20 protein-coding genes are annotated in these 19,943 nt (G+C 70.7%); 4 read left to right on the top strand and 16 right to left on the bottom strand.

What is annotated here, in order from left to right; translation table 11 throughout:
• Nucleotides 1-23: 23 nt before the first annotated feature.
• The 4 genes from CBM981_RS12380 to CBM981_RS12365 all read right to left on the bottom strand — a co-directional run bounded on the left by CBM981_RS12380 (nt 24) and on the right by CBM981_RS12365 (nt 3,138).
• Nucleotides 24-890, bottom strand: a complete 867-nt coding sequence (locus CBM981_RS12380; RefSeq protein ID WP_225867663.1) for a methyltransferase domain-containing protein — start codon at nt 888-890, stop codon at nt 24-26.
• A 37-nt stretch (nt 891-927) separates the two neighbouring features.
• Nucleotides 928-1,500 carry a TIGR03792 family protein gene (locus tag CBM981_RS12375; protein ID WP_369801623.1) on the bottom strand — a complete coding sequence of 191 codons (573 nt, stop codon included), beginning with the start codon at nt 1,498-1,500 and terminating at the stop codon, nt 928-930.
• Nucleotides 1,497-1,976: a 2-C-methyl-D-erythritol 2,4-cyclodiphosphate synthase gene (ispF, locus tag CBM981_RS12370; RefSeq protein WP_087068649.1), complete on the bottom strand. Its 480-nt coding sequence runs from the start codon at nt 1,974-1,976 to the stop codon at nt 1,497-1,499. Before ispF ends, CBM981_RS12375 begins: the two co-directional genes overlap by 4 nt.
• 718 nt (nt 1,977-2,694) lie before the next feature.
• Complete coding sequence (locus CBM981_RS12365; RefSeq protein WP_087068648.1) at nt 2,695-3,138, bottom strand: NfeD family protein; 444 nt, start codon at nt 3,136-3,138, stop codon at nt 2,695-2,697.
• Nucleotides 3,139-3,199: 61 nt separating this feature from the next.
• Between CBM981_RS12365 and CBM981_RS12360 the strand changes: the two genes are divergently transcribed.
• The gene (locus CBM981_RS12360) at nt 3,200-4,081 is read left to right on the top strand and encodes an SPFH domain-containing protein (RefSeq protein ID WP_087068647.1); all 882 of its coding nucleotides are present in this window, start codon (nt 3,200-3,202) and stop codon (nt 4,079-4,081) included.
• 14 nt (nt 4,082-4,095) lie between these two features.
• Here CBM981_RS12360 and CBM981_RS12355 read toward each other — a convergent pair whose 3' ends face one another.
• The 4 genes from CBM981_RS12355 to era all read right to left on the bottom strand — a co-directional run bounded on the left by CBM981_RS12355 (nt 4,096) and on the right by era (nt 6,846).
• Nucleotides 4,096-4,473, bottom strand: a complete 378-nt coding sequence (locus CBM981_RS12355; RefSeq protein WP_087068646.1) for a heavy metal-binding domain-containing protein — start codon at nt 4,471-4,473, stop codon at nt 4,096-4,098.
• Nucleotides 4,467-5,177 carry a tRNA (guanosine(37)-N1)-methyltransferase TrmD gene (gene trmD, locus CBM981_RS12350; RefSeq protein WP_087069407.1) on the bottom strand — a complete coding sequence of 237 codons (711 nt, stop codon included), beginning with the start codon at nt 5,175-5,177 and terminating at the stop codon, nt 4,467-4,469. Before trmD ends, CBM981_RS12355 begins: the two co-directional genes overlap by 7 nt.
• Before the next feature lie 5 nt (nt 5,178-5,182).
• A complete protein-coding gene (locus CBM981_RS12345; protein ID WP_087068645.1) occupies nt 5,183-5,704 on the bottom strand; it encodes a phycobiliprotein lyase in 522 nt (173 codons plus the stop codon).
• A 77-nt stretch (nt 5,705-5,781) separates the two neighbouring features.
• Nucleotides 5,782-6,846: a GTPase Era gene (gene era, locus CBM981_RS12340; RefSeq protein WP_225867387.1), complete on the bottom strand. Its 1,065-nt coding sequence runs from the start codon at nt 6,844-6,846 to the stop codon at nt 5,782-5,784.
• Nucleotides 6,847-6,978: 132 nt separating this feature from the next.
• On the opposite strand from era, the gene CBM981_RS12335 reads away from it, so the two are divergent.
• On the top strand, nt 6,979-7,506 hold the full coding sequence (locus tag CBM981_RS12335; protein WP_087068644.1) for a hypothetical protein: 528 nt from the start codon (nt 6,979-6,981) through the stop codon (nt 7,504-7,506).
• A gap of 135 nt (nt 7,507-7,641) precedes the next feature.
• Here the strand turns inward: CBM981_RS12335 and CBM981_RS12330 are convergent, their stop codons facing one another.
• The 5 genes from CBM981_RS12330 to CBM981_RS12310 all read right to left on the bottom strand — a co-directional run bounded on the left by CBM981_RS12330 (nt 7,642) and on the right by CBM981_RS12310 (nt 13,594).
• On the bottom strand, nt 7,642-8,373 hold the full coding sequence (locus tag CBM981_RS12330; RefSeq protein ID WP_087068643.1) for a Bax inhibitor-1 family protein: 732 nt from the start codon (nt 8,371-8,373) through the stop codon (nt 7,642-7,644).
• A 140-nt stretch (nt 8,374-8,513) separates the two neighbouring features.
• Nucleotides 8,514-9,554 carry a PhoH family protein gene (locus tag CBM981_RS12325; RefSeq protein WP_087068642.1) on the bottom strand — a complete coding sequence of 347 codons (1,041 nt, stop codon included), beginning with the start codon at nt 9,552-9,554 and terminating at the stop codon, nt 8,514-8,516.
• The gene (gene rpsP / locus CBM981_RS12320; RefSeq protein WP_087068641.1) at nt 9,551-9,949 is read right to left on the bottom strand and encodes a 30S ribosomal protein S16; all 399 of its coding nucleotides are present in this window, start codon (nt 9,947-9,949) and stop codon (nt 9,551-9,553) included. Before rpsP ends, CBM981_RS12325 begins: the two co-directional genes overlap by 4 nt.
• A 48-nt stretch (nt 9,950-9,997) precedes the next feature.
• Nucleotides 9,998-11,482 carry a signal recognition particle protein gene (ffh, locus tag CBM981_RS12315; protein ID WP_087068640.1) on the bottom strand — a complete coding sequence of 495 codons (1,485 nt, stop codon included), beginning with the start codon at nt 11,480-11,482 and terminating at the stop codon, nt 9,998-10,000.
• Nucleotides 11,483-11,563: 81 nt separating this feature from the next.
• Nucleotides 11,564-13,594, bottom strand: a complete 2,031-nt coding sequence (locus tag CBM981_RS12310; protein ID WP_087068639.1) for an ARC6/PARC6 family protein — start codon at nt 13,592-13,594, stop codon at nt 11,564-11,566.
• A gap of 149 nt (nt 13,595-13,743) precedes the next feature.
• Between CBM981_RS12310 and pdhA the strand changes: the two genes are divergently transcribed.
• Nucleotides 13,744-14,874 carry a pyruvate dehydrogenase (acetyl-transferring) E1 component subunit alpha gene (gene pdhA, locus CBM981_RS12305; protein ID WP_087068638.1) on the top strand — a complete coding sequence of 377 codons (1,131 nt, stop codon included), beginning with the start codon at nt 13,744-13,746 and terminating at the stop codon, nt 14,872-14,874.
• Between the two features lie 24 nt (nt 14,875-14,898).
• Here pdhA and CBM981_RS12300 read toward each other — a convergent pair whose 3' ends face one another.
• The 3 genes from CBM981_RS12300 to CBM981_RS12290 all read right to left on the bottom strand — a co-directional run bounded on the left by CBM981_RS12300 (nt 14,899) and on the right by CBM981_RS12290 (nt 18,654).
• Nucleotides 14,899-15,813 carry a histone deacetylase gene (locus tag CBM981_RS12300; protein WP_087068637.1) on the bottom strand — a complete coding sequence of 305 codons (915 nt, stop codon included), beginning with the start codon at nt 15,811-15,813 and terminating at the stop codon, nt 14,899-14,901.
• A 28-nt stretch (nt 15,814-15,841) separates the two neighbouring features.
• A complete protein-coding gene (locus CBM981_RS12295; RefSeq protein WP_225867386.1) occupies nt 15,842-16,822 on the bottom strand; it encodes a sigma-70 family RNA polymerase sigma factor in 981 nt (326 codons plus the stop codon).
• 131 nt (nt 16,823-16,953) lie between these two features.
• Nucleotides 16,954-18,654: an NAD(P)H-hydrate epimerase gene (locus tag CBM981_RS12290; protein WP_225867385.1), complete on the bottom strand. Its 1,701-nt coding sequence runs from the start codon at nt 18,652-18,654 to the stop codon at nt 16,954-16,956.
• A 149-nt stretch (nt 18,655-18,803) separates the two neighbouring features.
• Between CBM981_RS12290 and mnmA the strand changes: the two genes are divergently transcribed.
• Nucleotides 18,804-19,940, top strand: a complete 1,137-nt coding sequence (gene mnmA / locus CBM981_RS12285) for a tRNA 2-thiouridine(34) synthase MnmA (RefSeq protein ID WP_087069403.1) — start codon at nt 18,804-18,806, stop codon at nt 19,938-19,940.
• Nucleotides 19,941-19,943 lie beyond the last annotated feature (3 nt).

Raw genomic sequence — 19,943 nt, 5'->3', positions numbered from 1 at the left:
GCCGGGAGCTGGGGTCGGGGAACTCAAGGTCGGATCCACACCATCTCCACCAGGGCGGGCGTGATCCACAGACTGTCCGCGCGGCGGCCCTGCTCCAGTTCCCGCCCCAGGGCCTCCTGCTCCGCGCTGCTCCAGAGGCCGGCGCCCATCAGCTGGGTGGGATAGGAGGCCAGGAAGTCCTGCAGCCACTGCGCCTTGGGCGCGGTGGCCGCTGAGCAGGCCATCAGGCTGCGGCAGTGGGCCAGGCGAAAGCCCCGTGCCCCCAGCAGGGCAGGCAGGCGGCTGGCCACGTCGGGGTCACCGCCGTGGTCCCGCCAGTGGCTGATGCAGCGGGCCACGAAGCGGCGCAGCATCGTGCCCTGCGGGTGCAGGGAGAAGGTGTCCCAGCGCACGTATTCGTGCAGCACCAGGGCGCCACCGGGCCGCAGGGCCCGCTGCACCAGCTCGAGCAGGGGATCCAGCTGGGGCAGGAACATGGCCAGCCAGCGGCACCAGGCCCCATCCCAGGTCCCGGGCGGCCCATGCCCGCTGTCCGTGAGGTCGTCAGGAGCACCTGGAGCGGCCAGGTCCCATTGCAGTGTCTGCAGCTGGGGCAGATCCCGGCGCCTGGCCTGCTCCCCAAGGTGGGCCAGGTAGGGGGCGGCGCTGTCGATTCCGAGCACCCGGCCGTCGCGCCCAACCAGCTCGGCCAGATCGAGGCTGGCGAAGCCCGGACCGCAGCCCAGGTCGAGCAGCTTCGCGCCGCTGCCGAAGCCCGCCTGGCGCCAGACCCGCAGGCAGTCGTCGCGCCAGATGGCGTGCTGGCGGCCCAGGCGCTCGAGCTCCAGGCGATCACAGCCGAGCACGTAGGTGCCGTCCGGGCCGGCTGCTGCGGGTTGGGACGGAGGCACGGTCAAGGGGAGCACAAGGGGCGCGGAGGGGCTGGGTTCAGAGCGGCTGCAGCTCGGCCTCGAAGACGAGCGGGAAGGGGTTGGTGCTGCTGCCCGTGAGCTCGCGGGCGCGCTGCTCGAACCGCTCCTGCACCTCGCTCACGGCCTCGGCGGGGATGGCTTTCCACTGGGCCCGGCTGGCCCAGCGGATCAGCAGCAGACCTTCCTCCCGTTCGGGATCCCAGAACAGCTGACGCCCCAGAAAGCCGTCCTGCCGGGAGAGCCAGGGTTCCCAGCTGTCCCGTTCCGCCGCCAGCCAGGCCTCGCGGGCCCCGGTCGGCACCTGCAGCCGCAGCACCTCCACCACCGCGGCTGGCGCTTCTCCTGCAGGCTGCTCCGCCGTGGGCTCTGCAGGCTGCTCTGCACGCGGCTCCGGCGGGGATTCGGCCATGGCGGATCGGGGGGGAGGAGAGCTGGTGGACCTGGCAGGAGCGCCCGGGCGGACCACGGCCGGGGGAGCGGCGGCAGCGGCGCGCACCCCAGGGCCAGCCTGCAGCCCAACGGCGCCCAGCAGCAGCGCCAGCAGCAGGCCCCTCAGGGCAGCGGTCGTCAGCCGATGGGCCGGGGTCATGGCCGCTGCAGCAGGGCCACCGCGTGGCAGGAGATGCCCTCCTCGCGGCCTTCGGCACCCAACCGTTCGTTGGTGGTGGCCTTCACCCCCACCTGGTCGGCCTCGAGGCCCAGCCGCTGGGCGATGGCCGCCTGCATGGCGGGAATGTGGGGCTTGAGCTTCGGGCGCTCCGCCACCACCACCGCGTCGAGGTTCACCACGCTCCAGCCCCGCTGCCGCACCAGCGCCATCACCTGCTCCAGCAGCACCAGGCTGTCGGCCCCCTTCCAGCGGGGATCCTCGGGGGGAAAGTACTTGCCGATGTCGCCGAGGGCGAGGGCACCGAGCAGGGCATCCATCAGGGCGTGCACCAGCACATCGGCATCGCTGTGGCCATCGAGCCCCAGCCCATCGGGATGCGGCAGGCACTGCCCCCCCAGGATCAGGGGCCGGCCGGGCACCAGCCGGTGGATGTCGTAGCCGTTGCCGATGCGCAGGACAGGGAGGACTGACGTTGCGTGATCAGTCGAATCAAAACGTTCGATTGTATCCCTCCAGAATATCAGTGGGTTCTGGATTTAAGAGTTAAGACGTGTTTGGATTGACTGTTGGAACTTGTCCTCGTTGAATGTAGGAACTTGTGTGATCCTTGCCAAGAGACTTGCGGTTCTTCGTGGGGTTTCAGGCTTCGTGGTTGTAGTGGATTCTGGCTCGGGATTGATGTGAATCATCCACGAAACAAAAGGAATGCCCGCACGAAGCTGTTTCAGAAGACCACTCAAGAATAGCTCGCAAACGAGTCTGACTTGTGTTTCGGTAAGGCCGGTTTGTTCGGCAATGCCCTTGCAGTAATCGGCAAGAGATTTTTGTTTGGAGGTGGCCATTGGAGGAGTGGGTTGGGAAATCGGTGCTGTCGTCTGCAACTGTGAGAGTGGGACCGGCTTGTCCCTTGCGGACTGCGGAGCCATGGGATTCATAGCAGTTAATTCATTGGTGTGGTTGTGCCTGGCCAACTCGTGGGGGGATGGGCTTTTAGTGTGATGACCCTGGGATGACCCTAAGAGTAGGCTGAAGATGGCTTTGATTTGGGCGAAGATTGGTATTTTATCGGGACTCATGTAGTCAAAATATTTGAACATTCATGATATCGAATCCCCGCGAGAAGGTCGCTATGGATGCGCCTGTTTCTGGACTGGTTCGAGGCCATGGACCAGTTCAGGTAGAGCCGCTCCTGCCTTCGGCAACAACCTGGAGTTGGTTGCCGTCGCGCCCCATCACCGTCACGGCGGCGCCGGGCGGCAGCGGGGCGCCCGTCTCCAGGCAGACGGCGGCCCAGCTCTGGCCCTGCCAGCGCACCCGCCCTTCCGGGCCGCCGTCGAAGCCCCCGATCACCTCGGCCCGCTGGCTGCGGCTGCTGGCGGGAATCGCCCGCTCCCGGCTGCGCTTCTCCCAGCCCCGCAGGGCCAGCAGACCCAGGCCGCTCAGCACCGCGAAGGCCGCCACCTGCAGCAGCGGCGGCCAGGGCAGCAGGGCACTCAGCACCGACGCCACCAGCGCCGCCACGGCCGCCTCCAACAGGCCGTCGAATTCCGCACCCAGCCATTCGATCGCCAGCAGGCCCAGGCCCACCAGCAGCCAGATCAGGGACGCCAGGGCCATGGGGTCGGGTGGTGGGCTCTCTCCATGCTGCCTAGCCTGGGACCGTGCTGCTGCTCCGGCGATGGAAACCCTGTTCGGGCTGCCGGCCCTGCTGGTGATGGCGTTCCTCGGGGTGAACAGCATCAAGGTGACCAGCGGCGGCCAGTCGCGCCTGGTGGAGCGCCTCGGCAAGTACGACCGCCAGCTCCAGCCGGGCCTCTCCTTCGTGCTGCCGGTGGTGGAGAAGGTGGTGAGCCACGAATCCCTCAAGGAGCGGGTGCTCGACATTCCGCCCCAGCAGTGCATCACCCGCGACAACGTGTCGATCGAGGTGGATGCGGTGGTGTACTGGCAACTGCTGGAGCACGCCCGCGCCTACTACGGCGTCGACAACCTGCAGGCGGCGATGGTGAACCTGGTGCTCACCCAGATCCGCGCCGAGATGGGCAAGCTCGACCTCGACCAGACCTTCACCACCCGCCAGGAGGTGAACGAGGCCCTGCTGCGGGAGCTGGATCAGGCCACCGACCCCTGGGGCGTGAAGGTGACCCGGGTGGAGCTGCGCGACATCCACCCCTCGGCCGGGGTGCAGCAGGCGATGGAGCAGCAGATGACCGCCGAGCGGGAGAAGCGGGCCGCCATCCTGCGCTCGGAGGGGGTGCGCGACAGCGAGCTCAACGCCGCCCGCGGCCGGGCCCAGGCCCTGCTGCTGCAGGCTGAGGCGGAGGCCAAGCAGCAGACGCTTCAGGCGGAGGCCAGGGCCGCGGCGGCCACCCGGCTGGCCGAGGCGATCGAGGCCAACCCCGCCGCGGCCGAAGCCCTGCGGCTGCTGCTGGCCAGCGACTGGATGGTGATGGGGCAGGAGATGGCCCAGGCGAAGGGGGGCAGTGTGCTGATGGTGGATCCCCAGAGCCCGGCGTCGCTGCTGGCGGCCCTGAAGGGTCTCCAGCAGGGGCAGATCTGAGCCGCTCCGCCGTCTCAGGCCTGGGGCGGCAGAGGCGGCGGCGGCAGGGGCAGGGCGCGGCCACGACCCGCCTCCTCCAGGCGCACCGCCGTGCCCACCGCGCACACCATCAGCATTCCGCCCGACTGGCCCAGCACCTCGGTGTCGAGCTGCAGGCCCACCACGGCGTCGGCGCCCAGCAGCTCGGCCCTGCGGGCCAGCTCCTCCATGGCCTCCTGGCGGGCCTGCTGCAGCGCCTTCTCGTAGGCCCGGGCCCTGCCGCCCACCACATCGCGCACCGAGGCCAGCAGGTCGCGAAAGATGTTGGCGCCCAGGATCGCCTCGCCGTGCACCGGACCCAGATAGTGCTGGATGGTCTGGCCCTCGAGGCTGGGGGTGGTGGTGATCAGCATGGGGGTGGGCCGGCCTGCTGCTGCGCCTGCCAGCGGGCGTAGAGATCGGGGCGGCGTTCGGCGGTGCGCTGTTGCTGCTGCTCCAGGCGCCAGCGGGCCACGGCGCCGTGGTCGCCGCTGCGCAGCACGGCCGGCACCTCCAGGCCCCGGAAGCTGGCCGGCCGGGTGTAGTGGGGATGCTCCAGCAGCAGGGTGCTGTGGCTCTCTTCCTGCAGGCAGGCTGCGGTGCCCACCGTGCCCGGCAGCAGCCGCACCACGCCATTGATGATCACGGCGGCTGGCAGCTCGCCGCCGGTGAGCACGAAATCGCCGATCGACACCTCCTCATCGGCGAGGCAGCGGATGCGCTCATCGAAGCCCTCGTAGTGGCCGCAGAGAAACACCAGCTGGTCGGCCTCGCCGGCCCAGCGGCGCAGGTCGGCCTGCCGCAGCGGCTGCCCCTGGGGGCTCATCAGCAGCACCCGCCGCCGGGGCAGCACGGGGATGGCCTCCACCGCGGCGAACACGGGCTCGGGCTTGAGCACCATGCCGGCGCCGCCGCCGTAGGGCTCGTCATCCACCTTGCGGTAGCGGTCGGTGGCGTGATCGCGGGGATTGTGCACATGCAGCTCGGCGATGCCGGCGGCGAAGGCGCGTCCGATCACCCCGAGGCTCAGCAGCGGGGCGAAGGCCTCGGGCGTGAGGCTCACCACGTCCAGCCGCATCGCCATCAGCTGCCGGCGGCGGGACGGCTCACCCGGCGGATCTCGGAGCTGAAGCTGGCCCGTTCCGGGCTGCCGTCCCCCTGCCGTTCCACCGTGCTGCGCAGCCGCAGGTTGGGCTTGGTGAACCAGATGCGCTCCCGCACCTCGCGGCCCTCCTGCTGGAGCCGGAGTTCGAGGCTGCCGTCGGGCCAGAGTTCCCACTCTCCCTCCAGCAGCGTGGCCTCAGCTGGGGTGCCTGCCGCCCCACTGGAGAAACGGCCATCGGAGCTGAAGTGCAGCTCCCGCTGCGGGCTGTTCCTGGGACCCACCCGCAAGCCGCCCGGGCCGTGGCCTGCTGCCGGCTCCAGGAAGGTCACCACCAGCTCGCCCCGCTCGCTGCTGTGCCATTCGTCGCCCTCGCCGGCCTCGTGCCCTGCCGCCTCCGCTTCCCCCAGGGCGAACTCGCTGCGCAGGCTCATCCACTCACCGGCGCAGAAGCGCAGGAAGGCGCCGATCTCCTCGGGCGGAAAGGCTGGGGTGTCGCTCATCGGGCCATTCTCTCAGTCGCCCTGCTCACTCTCCGCTCTCACCCTCCGCTCTCACCCGCCACTCCCACGCGCCGCTCCTACTCCCCCCTGTAGCCCAGCTCGGCCAGGCGGGCGGCGCTGCGGCGCCAGCCCGGCACCACCTTCACGAACAGCTCCAGGTACACCGGCCCGGAGAACACCTTCTCCATCTGCAGGCGGGCGCCCTGGCCGATGGTCTTCAGCATCCGCCCGCCCTTGCCGATCAGGATGCCCTTCTGGCTGGAGCGCTCCACCAGCACGGTGGCCAGCACGGCCGTGCGGGGGCCGTCGTCCACCACCCGGTCGATGCTCACGGCCACCGAGTGGGGCACTTCCTCGCGGGTGTGGCTGAGCACCTGCTCGCGGATCAGTTCCGCCATCAGCAGCTGCTCGGGCTGATCGCTCACCGCATCGGCCGGATAGAGGTGGGGGCCGGGTGGCAGGTCAGCGCTGAGGGCGTCCACCAGTTCGGCGGTGCCCTCGCCGGTGAGGGCGCTCACCGGGTGGAGGGGCCAACCCAGAGGTTCGCTCCTCTCCGGCATGGCGAAATCGCCCCGGCCGGCCAGCAGGCCGCGGTAACTCTCCGCCAGCGCCGCCGCCTGATCGGCAGACACCAGATCGTGCTTGTTCAGGGCCACATGCACGGGGGCGCGGCAGTGGCGCAGCAGCTCCACGATGAAGCCATCGCCGCGGCCGGCGCTCTGGCTGCCGTCCACCAGCAGCAGCACCACGTCCACCTCGCCGATGGCGCTGCGGGCCGTCTTCACCAGCCGCTCGCCGAGGAGGTGGTGGGGCTTGTGGATGCCGGGGGTGTCGAGCAGCACCAGCTGGGCCTTGGGCGTGGTGAGGATGGCCCGCAGCCGGTTTCGGGTGGTCTGGGCCACCGGGGAGGTGATGGCCACCTTCTGGCCCACCAGCTGGTTGAGCAGGGTGGACTTGCCCACGTTCGGCCGGCCGATCAGGGCCACGAAGCCGGAGCGGAACGCCGGAGCGCCCGGGCCACCGCCCAGCAGGCGGGCCGACTCGGCCGGATCGGGCACGGGCAGCAGCACGCCCGCCCCAGCCTCCTCCTCAGGTGCGGGCCGTTGTGGGCCGGAATTGGTGGGCGGCTCGGTTGGGTGCATGGGGTCCAGATTGTCAGCCCATGGCCGCCGGGGGACCACCACGGGGCCGCCACGGGGCCGCAAGGAGGCCACCACGGCGCCGCCGGGTCCATAACCTCTAGGGGAGCGTGTCCTTTCCCCCGCCCTGGCGCCATGACCACCACGCCCCTCGAACCCACCTTTCAGCAGGCGATGGAGATCACGGCCCAGTGGCTGGGCCTGTGGGAGAACGGCGAACTCAGCGACGAGGTGCTGGCCGATCGGGTGGCGGAGCTGGTGGCGGCCCGCGACGGGGCCCGGGGCTTCTTCGTGGTGAGCCTGGCCGGCGACTGTCCGCTGATGGACCGCCTCCCCGAGCCGCTGGTGCTGCAGCTGCGGGCGGCCGGGGAGGGGGTGGTGGATCTCTCGGCCCGCAACCTGGCCATGAGCACCGCCATGGCCCTGCACCACGCCCGGGCCGGCGATGGGGCCCAGCAGAGCGGCTCGGAACGGGTGGCCAGCCGCTGCACCGAGCTGCTGCGCCTGCTCGACCCCCATGCCGTGAAGCAGCGGCTGGAGATCCTGCTGGCCGCCGCCGGCTGCGGCGAAGGGGAGGATGTGGCGTTTCTCGATCGCTGGGGCTACGACGCCGAGCAGCGCCGTGCGATCGCCGGGGCCGTGGAGGCGGTGGCGGAAGGCTGAAGCCCCCTGGGTTGCCGGCCCGACCGCCGGGTTCACTCCCGCGTTCACCCATGAAAAAAGCGCCCCGTGGGGGGCGCCGATGCATGGCCTCTGGCTGGGGCAGGTCCTGCTGGCCAGGGCCAGGCTGCTGACAGGTCAGTCGCGGCGTCCACCGCCCTGCAGGGCGATGATCAGCCGCAGAATGAAGATGAACAGGTTGATGTAGGTGAGGTACATCCCCAGGGCGCCGGCCAGGTACTGCTCGTCGCTGTAGGTGCGGGGCATCGTGTAGAAGTCCACGAAGGCGGCACCGATGAACAGCACGGTGCCGAAGCCGGCGATCAGCAGCTCGAAGCCGTTGCCGCCGAACATGCCGGGCACGAAGATACTGCCCACGATCTGCACCACCATCGCGATCAGCAGGCCGATGATCCCGAGGCCCACCACACCGGTGAGGGCCTGGCCGACGCTGTCACTCATGCGACGGCCGGCGAAGGAGGCCACCACGAAGGTGATGCCCGTGGCCAGGGTGGCGGTGCCGATGGCCCCCACCCCCGCCACGCTGAGGGCGTAGGCCACGATGCCGCTGAGGGTGAAGCCGGTGATCAGGCTGTAGACGGCCAGGATCGGCAGCGCCGTGCTGTTGTTCCCCTTCATCGCCACGTTCTGGGCGACGAAGAAGAGGATGAAGTTGCCGATCAGGGCCACCCAGAACAGGGGCATGAACAACGGGCTGCCGATCATCGACAGGCCGCCGATCACCCCGCCGGCGGTGAGCACCATGCCGCCGCCCACATACGGCAGGGCCTTGTTGACCACATTGGGCCCCACGAGCGCGCTGGATTGCGCCTCGCGGATGGCCTCCTGAAAATTGCTGCTGGCCGGCATGGCGCACCAGGTTTCGAACTCCCACCATCCTGCCAGCGCCGCATCGGTGGTGGCAGAGCCCGGAGGCCTGCGGCAGGTGCGGATCTCCCCATGGGCAAAGGCGGAGCGCCCGCCCGCAGGCCTGTTGCGGTTGCTGAGGTTCAGGGGCGGCGTGGTGCTGGCCGCGTGGGCGCGGGCCGCCGGCCTCCAGGTTCGCGGCCCGCGTCGCGCTGTGCGTAGGCGGTGACAAGGCGCTGCACCAGGGGATGGCGCACCACATCGGCCGCACTCAGCCGGCAGATGGCCACCCCTTCCACCCCTTCGAGCACGTCGGCCGCCTCGCTGAGCCCGCTGGTGACCCCCGGCGGCAGATCCAGCTGGGTGGGATCGCCCGTGACCACCATCCGGGAGTTCTCGCCCAGCCGGGTGAGCACCATGCGCATCTGGGCGCTGGTGGTGTTCTGGGCCTCATCGAGGATCACGAAAGCGTCCGCGAGCGTGCGCCCGCGCATGTAGGCCAGCGGAGCCACCTCGATCACCCCCTTCTCGAGAAGGGCGGTGGTGCGTTCGGCGCCCAGCAGGGCGTGAAGGGCGTCGTAGAGGGGCCGTAGGTAGGGATCCACCTTCTGCTGCAGGTCGCCAGGGAGAAAACCCAGCCGCTCGCCCGCCTCCACGGCGGGCCGCGTCAGGATCAGACGCTGCACCCGGCGTTCATTCAGCATCCGCACAGCCAGCACCGTGGCCAGAAAGGTCTTGCCGGTGCCGGCCGGACCCAGGGCCAGGGTGAGGTCGTGGTGCTCCATGGCCTCCACGTAGGCCTTCTGCCGCAGGGTGCGGGGCCGCAGCAGCTGACCGCTCTGGCTGCGGGCCAGCACGTGCTGGCCGAGGGCGCGGTGTTCCTCGGTGCGGTCGGTGTCGAGGGCCTGGAGGGCCGTCTGCAGATCCACCGGGCTGATGGCCTGTCCCTGATCCCACAGCGGCCTCAGCATCTCCACCAGGGCGGTGGCGCGCTGCAGCTGGTTCGGACGGGCCGCGATCCAGAGATCAAGACCCCGCAGCACCAGGGAGGCGCCGGTGAGGGCCTCGAGCTGGCGCAGGGTGGCTTCGGCCGGACCCGCCAGGGCCAGGGCGGCGGCGGAGTTGGGCAGGGCGATGGAGGTGCTGCTGCGTCCTCCAGGTTCTGCGGTGGGGCTGGGGCTCAAGCCTCGGCAGCCGGTTCGGCGGCGGCTGCAGCCTCCTCAGCTGCCTTGGCCTCGGCTGCCGCCTTGGCTTCCGCGGCTTCCCTGGCCGCCTGCTTGGCAGCGGCTTCGCGGGCGGCCGCCTGCTTGGCCTGGCCTGCGGTCACCGATGGGCGCACCGTCTTCTCCACCAGCCCGCCCCGCTCGAGCAGGGTCAGCACCGTGTCGGTGGGCTGGGCGCCCTGAGCGAGACGGGCGCGGATGGCCTCGGTGTTGAGCCGGGTCTCCTTGGTGCGGGGGTTGTAGAAGCCCAGCTCCTCGAGCGGACGCCCATCCCGGCGGGAGGTGCTGTTGGTGGCCACGAGGCGGAAGCTCGCTTCCCGCTTCTTGCCGAACCGCTTCAGGCGGAGCTTGATCATCGTGGCTGTGCCGCTAGGTGTCCAAACAACCAATGTACCTGGTGGGGTTCAGAGCTGGCCGAAGCCCTTCCGCTTCTTCGGTGGCCGGTTCGCCTTGCGGCTTCCACCCCCTCTGCCGCCTGGACCCGCCGGGCCGCCCATCCCCGGCATGCCGGGAAAGCCCCCCATGCCGGGGAAGCCGCCGCCCATGCCAGGCATGCCCCCCATCCCGGGCATCCCGGGCATGCCGCCGCCCTTGGTCATCTGCTGCATGAAGCCCCGCATCCGCTGAAAATCGGCCAACACCTTGTCCACCTCGGCGGGGGTGTGGCCGCTGCCCTGGGCAATGCGGCGCCGGCGGGAGGGCATCGAGGCCAGCAGGTCGGGATTCTCCCGCTCGGCGGCGGTCATCGAGCTGATCATCGCCTCGATCTTCCCGAGCTGCTGCTCCCCCTGCTTGAGCATGCCGTCGTCGATCTTGTTCATCCCCGGGATCATCTTCATCAGGCCCCCCAGGGACCCCATCCGCTTGATCAGCCGCATCTGCTGCACGAAGTCGGAGAAGTCGAAGCTGGCCTCCTGCAGCTTCTGCTGCATCCGCGCCACATCGGCCAGCTCCACCTCCTTCTGGGCCTTCTCCACCAGGGTGAGCACATCGCCCATGCCCAGAATCCGGCTGGCCATCCGCTCGGGGTGGAACGGCTGGAGCGCCTCCACCTTCTCTCCGGTGCCGATGAACTTGATCGGGGCGCCGCTCACCTTGCGGATCGAGAGGGCGGCGCCGCCGCGGGAGTCGCCGTCGAGCTTGGTGAGCACGGCGCCGGTGATGCCCACCTGCGCGTGGAAGGCACGGGTGAGTTCGGCGGCCTCCTGGCCGATCATCGAATCCACCACCAGCAGCACCTCATCGGGCTGCACGGCCTCGCGGATCCGCACCATCTCCTCCATCATCGACGCGTCGATCTGGAGGCGGCCGGCGGTGTCCACCAGCACCGTGTCGTGCCCCTCCTCGCGGGCCTTGGCCACGCCGGCGGCGGCGATGTCCTCGGGCTTCGCCTCGGTGCCGAGGCTGAACACCTCCACCCCGATCTGCCCCCCCAGGGTCCTGAGCTGCTCGATGGCCGCCGGCCGATACACGTCGGCTCCCACCAGCAGGGCCCGCCGGCCCTGCTCCTTGAGATGGAGGCCCAGCTTGGCGGTGGCGGTGGTCTTGCCGGCACCCTGCAGACCGGCCATCAGCACCACCGAGGGTTCGCCGGGCTTGCCCCCCGCCGCCAGCGGTGCGTTCTCGCCCCCCATGGTGTCGACGAGCTGCTCGTGCACCACCTGGATGAACTTCTGATCCGGGCTGATGCCGCGCACCACCTCGGCGCCCACGGCCTTGCGGCGCACCTCGTCCACGAAGTCCTTCACCACCGGCAGGCTCACGTCCGCCTCCAGCAGCGCCCGGCGCACGTCCTTCAGGGCGCCCTCGATGTTGGTTTCGCTGATCGCCCCCTGGCCGCGCAGGTTCTTGACGGCGTCTTCAAACCGCTGGGAGAGCTCGTCGAACATCGCGGTGGGGGCGCAGGGGAGGGTCGGGCGGCGGTGGCCGCAGCCCAGGATCGTAAAAACCCGCGCCGCCGGGGGAGTGGCTCAGCGGGCGGCGCCGAAGCTCGCCAGGCGCCACACCCCCCCATCGCGGCCGAACACGTAGCGGTTGCGCAAGGTGGCGGCGGAGCTGGGGCCCGCCGGCTTGCCCTCGGCATCCAGCCTCTGGTCGCTGTAGTTGATGGTCGCCAGGATGGCGATCCGGCCGGCACTGCGCTCCTCGACCGTCACGTCGCCCACTCTGGCGTCGATCTTCTGGGTCTGCTGCCGGGCTGCGTCCTCCCGGCGTTCCTGCTGCAGACGCTCGATCTGGCCAGGCCGCGCCAGCTGGTCGAGGGGAACCGGGGCCTGCTGGCCCTCGAGCACGGCCGCCTTGGCGGCCAGCCAGGTTTCCAGCAAGCCCTTCAGCTCCGCCTCGGTGGGTGCCGCTGCGCTCAGGGGCAGCGCGGCCTGGTTCGGGGATGGGGTGCTGCCGCCTGGGGCCGGGGTGCTGGGCGGTGCATCGGGGCCTGGGGCTGCCTTGGGCTCCGGCACCGCGCTGGACGGGCTGGGCTCCACAGGGATCGGTGTGGCATCGGGCCGCGGCCGCAGCAGCAGTGCCGCTCCTGCGGCCAGCAGGAGGGCGGCCGCCGCGGCCGTGATGCGCCCCTGGCGCCGGGAGAGCGGCGGCGGCCATGGCAGCGGGGGGAGATCGGGCAGGCGCCAGCTTCGCGGCCACCAGCCACCGATCCACGGCCCGTCGTCAGGGAAACCATCGTCATCAGCGTCGTCAGTGTCGTCAGTGTCGAGCAGTTCCCCGGACGGGCTCCAGGCCTGGGGGGTCAGGGGGTCCCCGCTGCCGAAATCGCCGCTGTCGCTGGCCCAGTGGTCGGGCAGAACGGATGGTTCCGCCGCTGCCGGGGGAGGCGGTGTCGGCGCCAGCCGGTTGATGTAGGCCTGCACGTCGCGGTCGGCGAAGTAGGCCTCCAGGTCGGGATCGGCCTCCAGGTCGCGGTAGCCCGGCAGCACATCGCGGGCCAGCCAGTCGGTGCAGTAGGCGCAGAGCTGGGCCAGCGGATCGCTGCTCTGCTGCTCCGCCCACTCCCTGAGCTCAGGGCTCGCCCCCTGGCGGAAGGCGTGCTGGGCGGCCTCCACCTGGCCCAGGAGGAGATGCAGGCAGGCCAGCAGGGGCTGGATCCCTTCCTGGCCCGCGGCCTCCAGCCGCCGCAGGGCTGCGGCGATGCGATCCGGCTTGCGCTGGGCGAACCCGGAGGCGGTGAGGGCCGTGCTGGCCAGGAAATCGGCAGCCGGGGACCTCTCCGCCCAGCGGCTGAACAGGTCCACCTGCTCCTGCACCGTGAGGTAGGCGCGGATCTGCTTGAAGAAGGCCTGGAACTCCTCCGGCGTGAGGGTGGGGTCGTCGCTGCCCTCCAGCCCCCCCCGCTCGCGCACCTGGTCTTCGAGCAGGGCGATGCCTTCGGCGCGCTCCTCGGAGGCCGCCAGGTTGCGGCTGAGCAGATCCAGCACCCGGAAGGGCCGCAGCCGCTTGAGCTCGTCGCTGATCTGCTGGCGCAGGGCCGGATGCTGCCCCATCCGCTGGAGCAGCTGCAGGCCTTCCTGCAGGGTGTGTGCGGCGGCCTCGTAGCGGCGGTGACGTTGCAGTTCGGCCCCGCCCGCCAGGCAGGCCTGGCCGGCCAGCAGGCTGAGGTCGGTCTCGCGGCCACTGCCGAGGGTGGGGGCCTGGGGAGGCTGCAGGCAGCGCCGGGCCAGGCTGAAGCATTCGAGCGGCTGGTCGGCCTCCAGCAACAGCAGCAACCCGCCGAGTTCGCGGCTGGTGGGAATCTCCAGGCCGGCCTGGAGAGGCTGTTCGCTGCTGGCCAGGGCGGTGAGCTCCGACTCGTAGGCCGCGCGCCGCTCGCTGTTGGTGAGCAGGTCGGCGCTCAGGCGCAGCAGTGATTCCCGGGCCTGCAGGGTCTCGGGAGTGAAGCCGTGGTCCGGCGGCCGGTTGAGGCGCTGCTCCAGGGTGCGCAGAACAGTCTGGGCATCCGTGGTCGGACTGACACCGAGCAACCGGAAGTGATCGATCGGCAGTTCCAACCCGGGCTGGCCACTGAGGGCCGACTGTAGTCAGGGTCTTCGGTTTTGGCTGCCCTTCTCACAGTTCCTGCAGCCGGACCCCGTACAGTTCAGCCAGCTTCCTGCCTGACCAGGGGCCCATCGCGGGACTTTCTGAGGCACTTTCCGACATGACCCAGGCTGACACCAGTCGCGACATCACGGCGGCCTCCGGCCTTGCCGGCAGCGGCGCACCGGGCTGTTCCGCCGACGGGGGCTTCGGGGCCGGTCCCCATGCCGAGCGGCTCGAAAACCTCTATCCCGCCACACCGGCCACGGTGAACCGCGACGAGGGGCTGATGCTGTATCGCGACATGGTGCTGGGCCGCCGCTTCGAGGACAAGTGCGCGGAGATGTACTACCGCGGCAAGATGTTCGGGTTCGTGCACCTCTACAACGGTCAGGAGGCCGTGAGCACGGGGGTGATCAAGGCCATGCGGGCCCAGCACGACTGGTTCTGCAGCACCTACCGCGACCACGTGCATGCCCTCAGCTGCGGTGTGCCGGCCCGCCAGGTGATGAGCGAGCTGTTCGGCAAGGAAACCGGCTGCAGCAAGGGCCGCGGCGGCTCGATGCACCTGTTCTCCCGGGAGCATCACCTGCTGGGGGGCTATGCCTTCATCGGCGAGGGCATCCCGGTGGCTCTGGGCGCGGCCTTCACCAGCCGCTACAAGCGCGACGCCCTCGGTGATGCTTCCAGTGATGCCGTGACGGCGGCCTTCTTCGGCGACGGCACCTGCAACATCGGCCAGTTCTACGAGTGCCTGAACATGGCGGCCCTCTGGAAGCTGCCGATCCTGTTCGTGGTGGAGAACAACAAGTGGGCCATCGGCATGGACCACAACCGGGCCACCAGTGACCCCGAGATCTGGCGCAAGGCCGCGGCCTTCGGCATGGCCGGCGAGGAGGTGGACGGCATGGATGTGCTCGCGGTGCGCGCCGCGGCCCAGCGGGCCATCGAGCGGGCCAGGGCCGGGGAAGGTCCCACCCTGCTGGAGTGCCTCACCTACCGCTACCGCGGCCACTCCCTGGCCGATCCCGACGAGCTGCGGGCCGAGGCCGAGAAGGAGTTCTGGGCCAAGCGCGACCCGATCAACCGCCTGGCGGCCCACCTGGTGGAACAGGGCCTGGCCTCGGCCGATGAGCTCAAGGCCATCGACAGGGACATCGATGCCGAAGTGGCCGACTGCGTGAGCTTCGCCCTCGAAGCTCCAGAACCTGATGCCGCCGAGCTCACCCGCTACATCTGGGCGGAAGACTGACACCGGCCCCGCAGGCTGCCCGGTTCAGAGTCCGTGCAGCCTGGCCTGCTCGGCGGCAGCCCGGAACACCAGGGCGTGGCGCTCCACCAGCTCCTGGAGAGGTCCGTAGCCTCCGCCGATCACGGTGGCCACGGGGATCCTGCGCCGCAGGCAGGCATCGAGCACGAGCCGATCCCGGTTGATCAGTCCGGCGTGGCTGAGGCAGAGCCTGCCCAGCCGGTCGTCGCGGTGGGGGTCCACCCCGGCGTTGTACAGCACCAGATCGGGTTGCAGCTGATCCAGCAGATCCGGCAGGTGGTTGCCGATCGCCACCAGATACTCGTGGTCTTCCATCCCGTCGCTCAGGGGGATGTCGAGGTCGCTGGTCTGCTTGCGCAGGGGGAAGTTGCTGGCCCCATGGGCCGACAGGGTGAACACGCGGGGTTCTGCAGCGAAGATCGCTGCGGTGCCATCGCCCTGGTGCACATCCAGATCCACCACCATCAGGCGCCGCACGGCCCCTTCCCCCAGCAGCACCGTGCTGGCCACGGCCACATCGTTGAAGATGCAGAAGCCGCTGCCGTAGGCCGGGAAGGCGTGGTGGGTTCCCCCGGCCAGGTGGCAGGCGATGCCGTGCCGCAGCGCCAGCCGGGCCGTGAGCAGGGTGCCTCCCACCGACAGCCAGGTGCGCCGCACCAGGGGCTCGGTGGCCGGCAGACCGATCCGCCGCTGGTCGGCACGGCTGAGTTCACCCCGGGCAAAGGCCTGGTGATAGGTGCGCGGGTGCACGGCCTCCAGCCAGCGCCGGGGAACCGGCAGCGGTTGATGCAGCTCCCCGGGGCCCGCCAGCTCCAGCTGCTGCAACCGCTCCAGCAGCAGCCGGAACTTGGCCATCGGGAAGCGATGGCTGCTCGGCAGCGGCGCCGAGTAGGCGGGGTGGTAGACGAGCGGCGGACGCACCGGGCCGGAACGCCCCGGGGCCGGAGCGTCAGATGCCGCTGGGCAGGCGGCGGGTGAGGTTGCGCAGCTTACGCAGGGCCTTCAGCTCCACCTGCCGCACCCGCTCCCGCGACACGTCGAGCTGGCGGCCGATCTCGGCCAGGGTGTGACGCTCCCGGCCTGCCAGACCGAAGCGGAGCTGGAGCACGTGGCGCTCCTGCTCGCTCAGGTGATTCATCCAGTGATCCAGCTGCTCGTGATTGAGCCCCCGCTCCACCCGGTCGAGGGGCTCCTCCTCGCTGGAGTCGGCGATCAGGTCGCCGAGGAAGCTGCGGCCCTCGTCGCCATTCACCGGGGCATCCAGGCTCGAGGTGGTGAGGGCCTGGCGCAGCAGGCCATCGAGCTCATCGAGGGGGATCTCCATCGCCTCGGCGATCTCCTGGCGGCTGGGCATGGCCCCCAGCTTGTGGGCCAGTTCAAGGCTCACCTTGCGGATGGCGCTGAGCCGTTCGCTCAGATGCACCGGCAGGCGGATGGTGCGCGACTGGCAGGCGATGGCGCGGGTCATGCTCTGGCGGATCCACCAGAACGCGTAGGTGGAGAATTTGTAGCCGCGGGTGGGGTCGAATTTCTCCACGGCCCGCTCCAGCCCCAGCGAGCCTTCCTGGATGAGGTCGAGCAGCTCCAGGCCCTTGCCCTGGTACTTCTTCGCCACGCTCACAACGAGGCGGAGGTTCGCCTTCATCATCCGCTGCTTGGAGCGCCTGCCGATCCGCAGCAGTTTCTTCTCGTGGTCGCTGTAGGCGGGCTTGCCGGCCTCCACCAGCTGCATCATGGTCTGCACCTGGTTGCCGAGTTCGATCTCCTCGGCAGGAGTGAGCAGAGGTTCGCGGCCGATGCTGGCCAGGTACCAGCTGATCGGATCACTGCTGCGCCTGCGACTGCTCTCGCTGCTGCGTTCACTGGCGCGACTGCTCTCGCCGGTGCGACTGCTCTCGCCGGTGCGGGCGCCCAGGGACGGGGAATTCATGGGTCGGCAGTCGAGGACTAAGACTATCCGCGTGAAAAGGCTGCGTCCGTTGTTATTTCCATAACCCTTCAGCTTTTGCTTGCAAAAGCACATGGTTGATGTTTCTGAATACACACGTTCGGCCCGCGCCTTCAGCCAGGAGTTGCTTCGCCGCTCGCCAGCGGCTCCAGCCCCGCCAGGCCCGTGGCGACCGCCATGGGGGTGCAGCTGCCGGGGCCGCCGGCCCGCCGCACCCGCCGCGCGGTGATGGCGTGGGCCAGGCAGGCCGAGGCCAGCAGTTCGGCGCCGGCCTCGGCCGTGCTGGCCATGGCCATGGCTCCCAGGCCGGCCGCAAAGCCGGCCAGCACGTCGCCGAGGCCGCCGCGGGCTGCGCTGGGCTCGGCTTCACAGAGCTGCCAGCAGCGGCCATCCGCTCCCGCCACCACGCTGCGGGCCCCCTTCAGCACCAGGTTCACCCCCGCCGCCACGGCGGCACTGCAGGCGGCCTGGGGGGGCGGCGCCATGGCCCAGGCCGGAAACAGACGGCCGAATTCCCCCCCATGGGGCGTGAGCCATGTGGGCCCCGAGCGGGCGCGCAGCCAGGCTTCAGGGCTGGCCCCGGGCCCGCCGACCCCGGCCTCGGCGAGACGGTTGAGTCCATCGGCATCCAGCACCAGCAGGCCTGGAAACTGCAGCAGCAGCTCCCAGGCCCGGCGCTCTGCGGCGGCACCGGGTGCACCCAGCCCTGGATCCAGCCGGCCCAGGCCGGGGCCTACCAGCACGGCGTCGAGTCGCTGCAGCTCGAGGTCGGCCAGGCCTGCGAGCAACAGGGCTCCCGCCGCATCGCAGCCAAGGGGCGGGTCCAGCACCAGGTGGGGCGCCCTGGCGGTGAGAGCCCCGGCCAGAACCGTGGGGGCCGCCATGCGCAGGCTGCCGCAGCCCGTGGCGCTGGCCCCCTGCAGGGCCAGCTGGGCAGCTCCCGGATAGCGTCCGCTGCCGGCAACCAGCAGAACCCGGCCGCGTTCGTATTTCGAGGCCGCCACAGGCAGCCGGGGCCAGGGGGCGCTGGCCAGGTCGTCGCCGCGCAGGCCGAGGGGCTGGCCGGCCGGCAGGGCCTCCAGCACCGCGGCCGGCAGCCCCAGCGGCACCGTCTCCAGATCGCCCACCCAGTGCAGGGCGGGGTCCTGGATCAGGCCGATCTTCACCAGCCCCAGGCAGAGCGTGCGGCAGGCGCGGGCCGCCACGGCCCCGAGGCAGCGGCCGCTGTCGCTGCAGAGGCCCGTGGGCACGTCGATGGCCACCAGAGCGTTCGGCATCCCCCGCTCCCGCGCCTGGAGCAGCTCCTCCAGAGCTTCCCCGGGAGGGCGGTTCTGGTTCAGGCCGAACAGGGCGTCGAGCCAGAGCGCAGTTCCGGCCGGATCGGGCGGCTCGGCCTCGATCGGAATGCCCAGCCAGGCCGCATAGCGGCGGTGGGCTGCCGTGAGGGGCTTGCACCGCTCGAACGGACACCACACCCGCACGGCGATGCCGGCCAGGTGGAGCTCCCGGGCCACCACCAGGCCATCACCCCCGTTGTGGCCTGGTCCCACCAGCACCACGGCGCCCTGGCTGCGCAGCCGTGCACCGTGCTGCGCCAGCAGCCTCCGGCTCAGCGCCAGGCCCGCCTTCTCCATCAGGGCCTCCACCGGCATGCCCCGGTCGAAGAGCTCGGTTTCCAGGGCCGCCATCTGCTCGCCATGCACCAGCAGGTGGCCGGCATCGCGGGCGGGCCAGCTCGGCCCCGGCTGCCGGGCCGCCACTGGCGGCGGCACCGCCCGACCGGGCTGGGGGCTGCTGGAGGAGGGGGCAGGCACGGCAACCCGCGGGGACGTCCCTTCATGATGGAGGGGTACTGCCGTGCCGTCGTCCGTTGCCCAGCGCTGCCCCCGCGTCGAGCCGCGCCGGCACGTCCGCCGCCCCGCCTGCCGGCACTGCTGCCGCCACGCGCGCAGGGGCCGAAACCCTGGAGCGGCTGCGCAGCTGGCCGGGTGACCATCGGGTGGCGGTGGGTCTCTCGGGCGGTGTGGACAGCTCGCTCACGGCCGCCCTGCTGGTGGAGGCCGGCTGGCAGGTGGAGGGGCTCACCCTCTGGCTGATGAGCGGCAAGGGGGCCTGCTGCGCCGAGGGGCTGGTGGACGCCGCAGGCATCTGCGAGCAGCTGGGCGTGCCCCACCACGTGGTGGACTTCCGCGACCATTTCCGCGCCCAGATCGTGGACTTCCTCGTGGAGGGCTATGCGGCGGGGATCACGCCGCTGCCCTGCTCGCGCTGCAACCGGCAGGTGAAGTTCGCTCCGATGCTGGCCTGGGCGCGGGAGCAGCGGGGTCTGGAGCGGCTGGCCACCGGCCACTACGCCCGCGTGCGCCGCAGCGACGCCGCCGACCCGCTGCCCGTGCCCGGGGATGGGGGCGGGCGGCATCAGCTGCTGCGGGGACTCGACCCCCGCAAGGATCAGAGCTACTTCCTCTACGACCTGCCCCAGGAGGTGCTGGGGCGCCTCGTGTTCCCCCTCGGGGAGCTCACCAAGCCCGACACCCGCCTGGAGGCGGAGCGGCATGGGCTGCGCACCGCCCACAAGCCCGAGAGTCAGGACCTCTGCCTCGCCGATCATCACGGCTCCATGAAGGCCTTCCTGGATGCCTACCTGCCACCCCGGCAGGGCGAGATCGTGCTCCAGGACGGCCAGGTGGTGGGCCGGCACGACGGGATCGAGCACTTCACCATCGGCCAGCGCAAAGGGCTTGGTGTGGCCTGGAGCGAACCGCTCCACGTGGTGCGGCTCGATGGTGCCCTCAACCGGGTGGTGGTGGCCCCGCGCCGTGAGGCGGCCCGCGGCGATTGCGTGGTGGGCGCGGTGAACTGGGTGTCGATGGCCGCTCCGGACCAGCCGCTGGAGGTGATGGCCCAGGTGCGCTACCGCAGTGCGCCGGAGCCTGCCCTGCTCACGCCCCTGCCCCCCACCGACGCCGACCGCGCCGCTGAACGCCCCCATCGCGTGCGTCTGGAGTTCGCCGAGGAGCAGTTCTCGATCACGCCCGGCCAGGCGGCCGTGTTCTATGCAGGCGAGGTGCTGGTGGGCGGCGGCCTGATCCAGGCCTGAGCC

It is taken from the genome of Cyanobium sp. NIES-981, assembly GCF_900088535.1.
Classification (GTDB): Bacteria; Cyanobacteriota; Cyanobacteriia; order PCC-6307; family Cyanobiaceae; genus NIES-981.
Note: the sequence above shows the minus strand (reverse complement) of the source record. Positions and strands in the feature narration are given on the sequence as shown.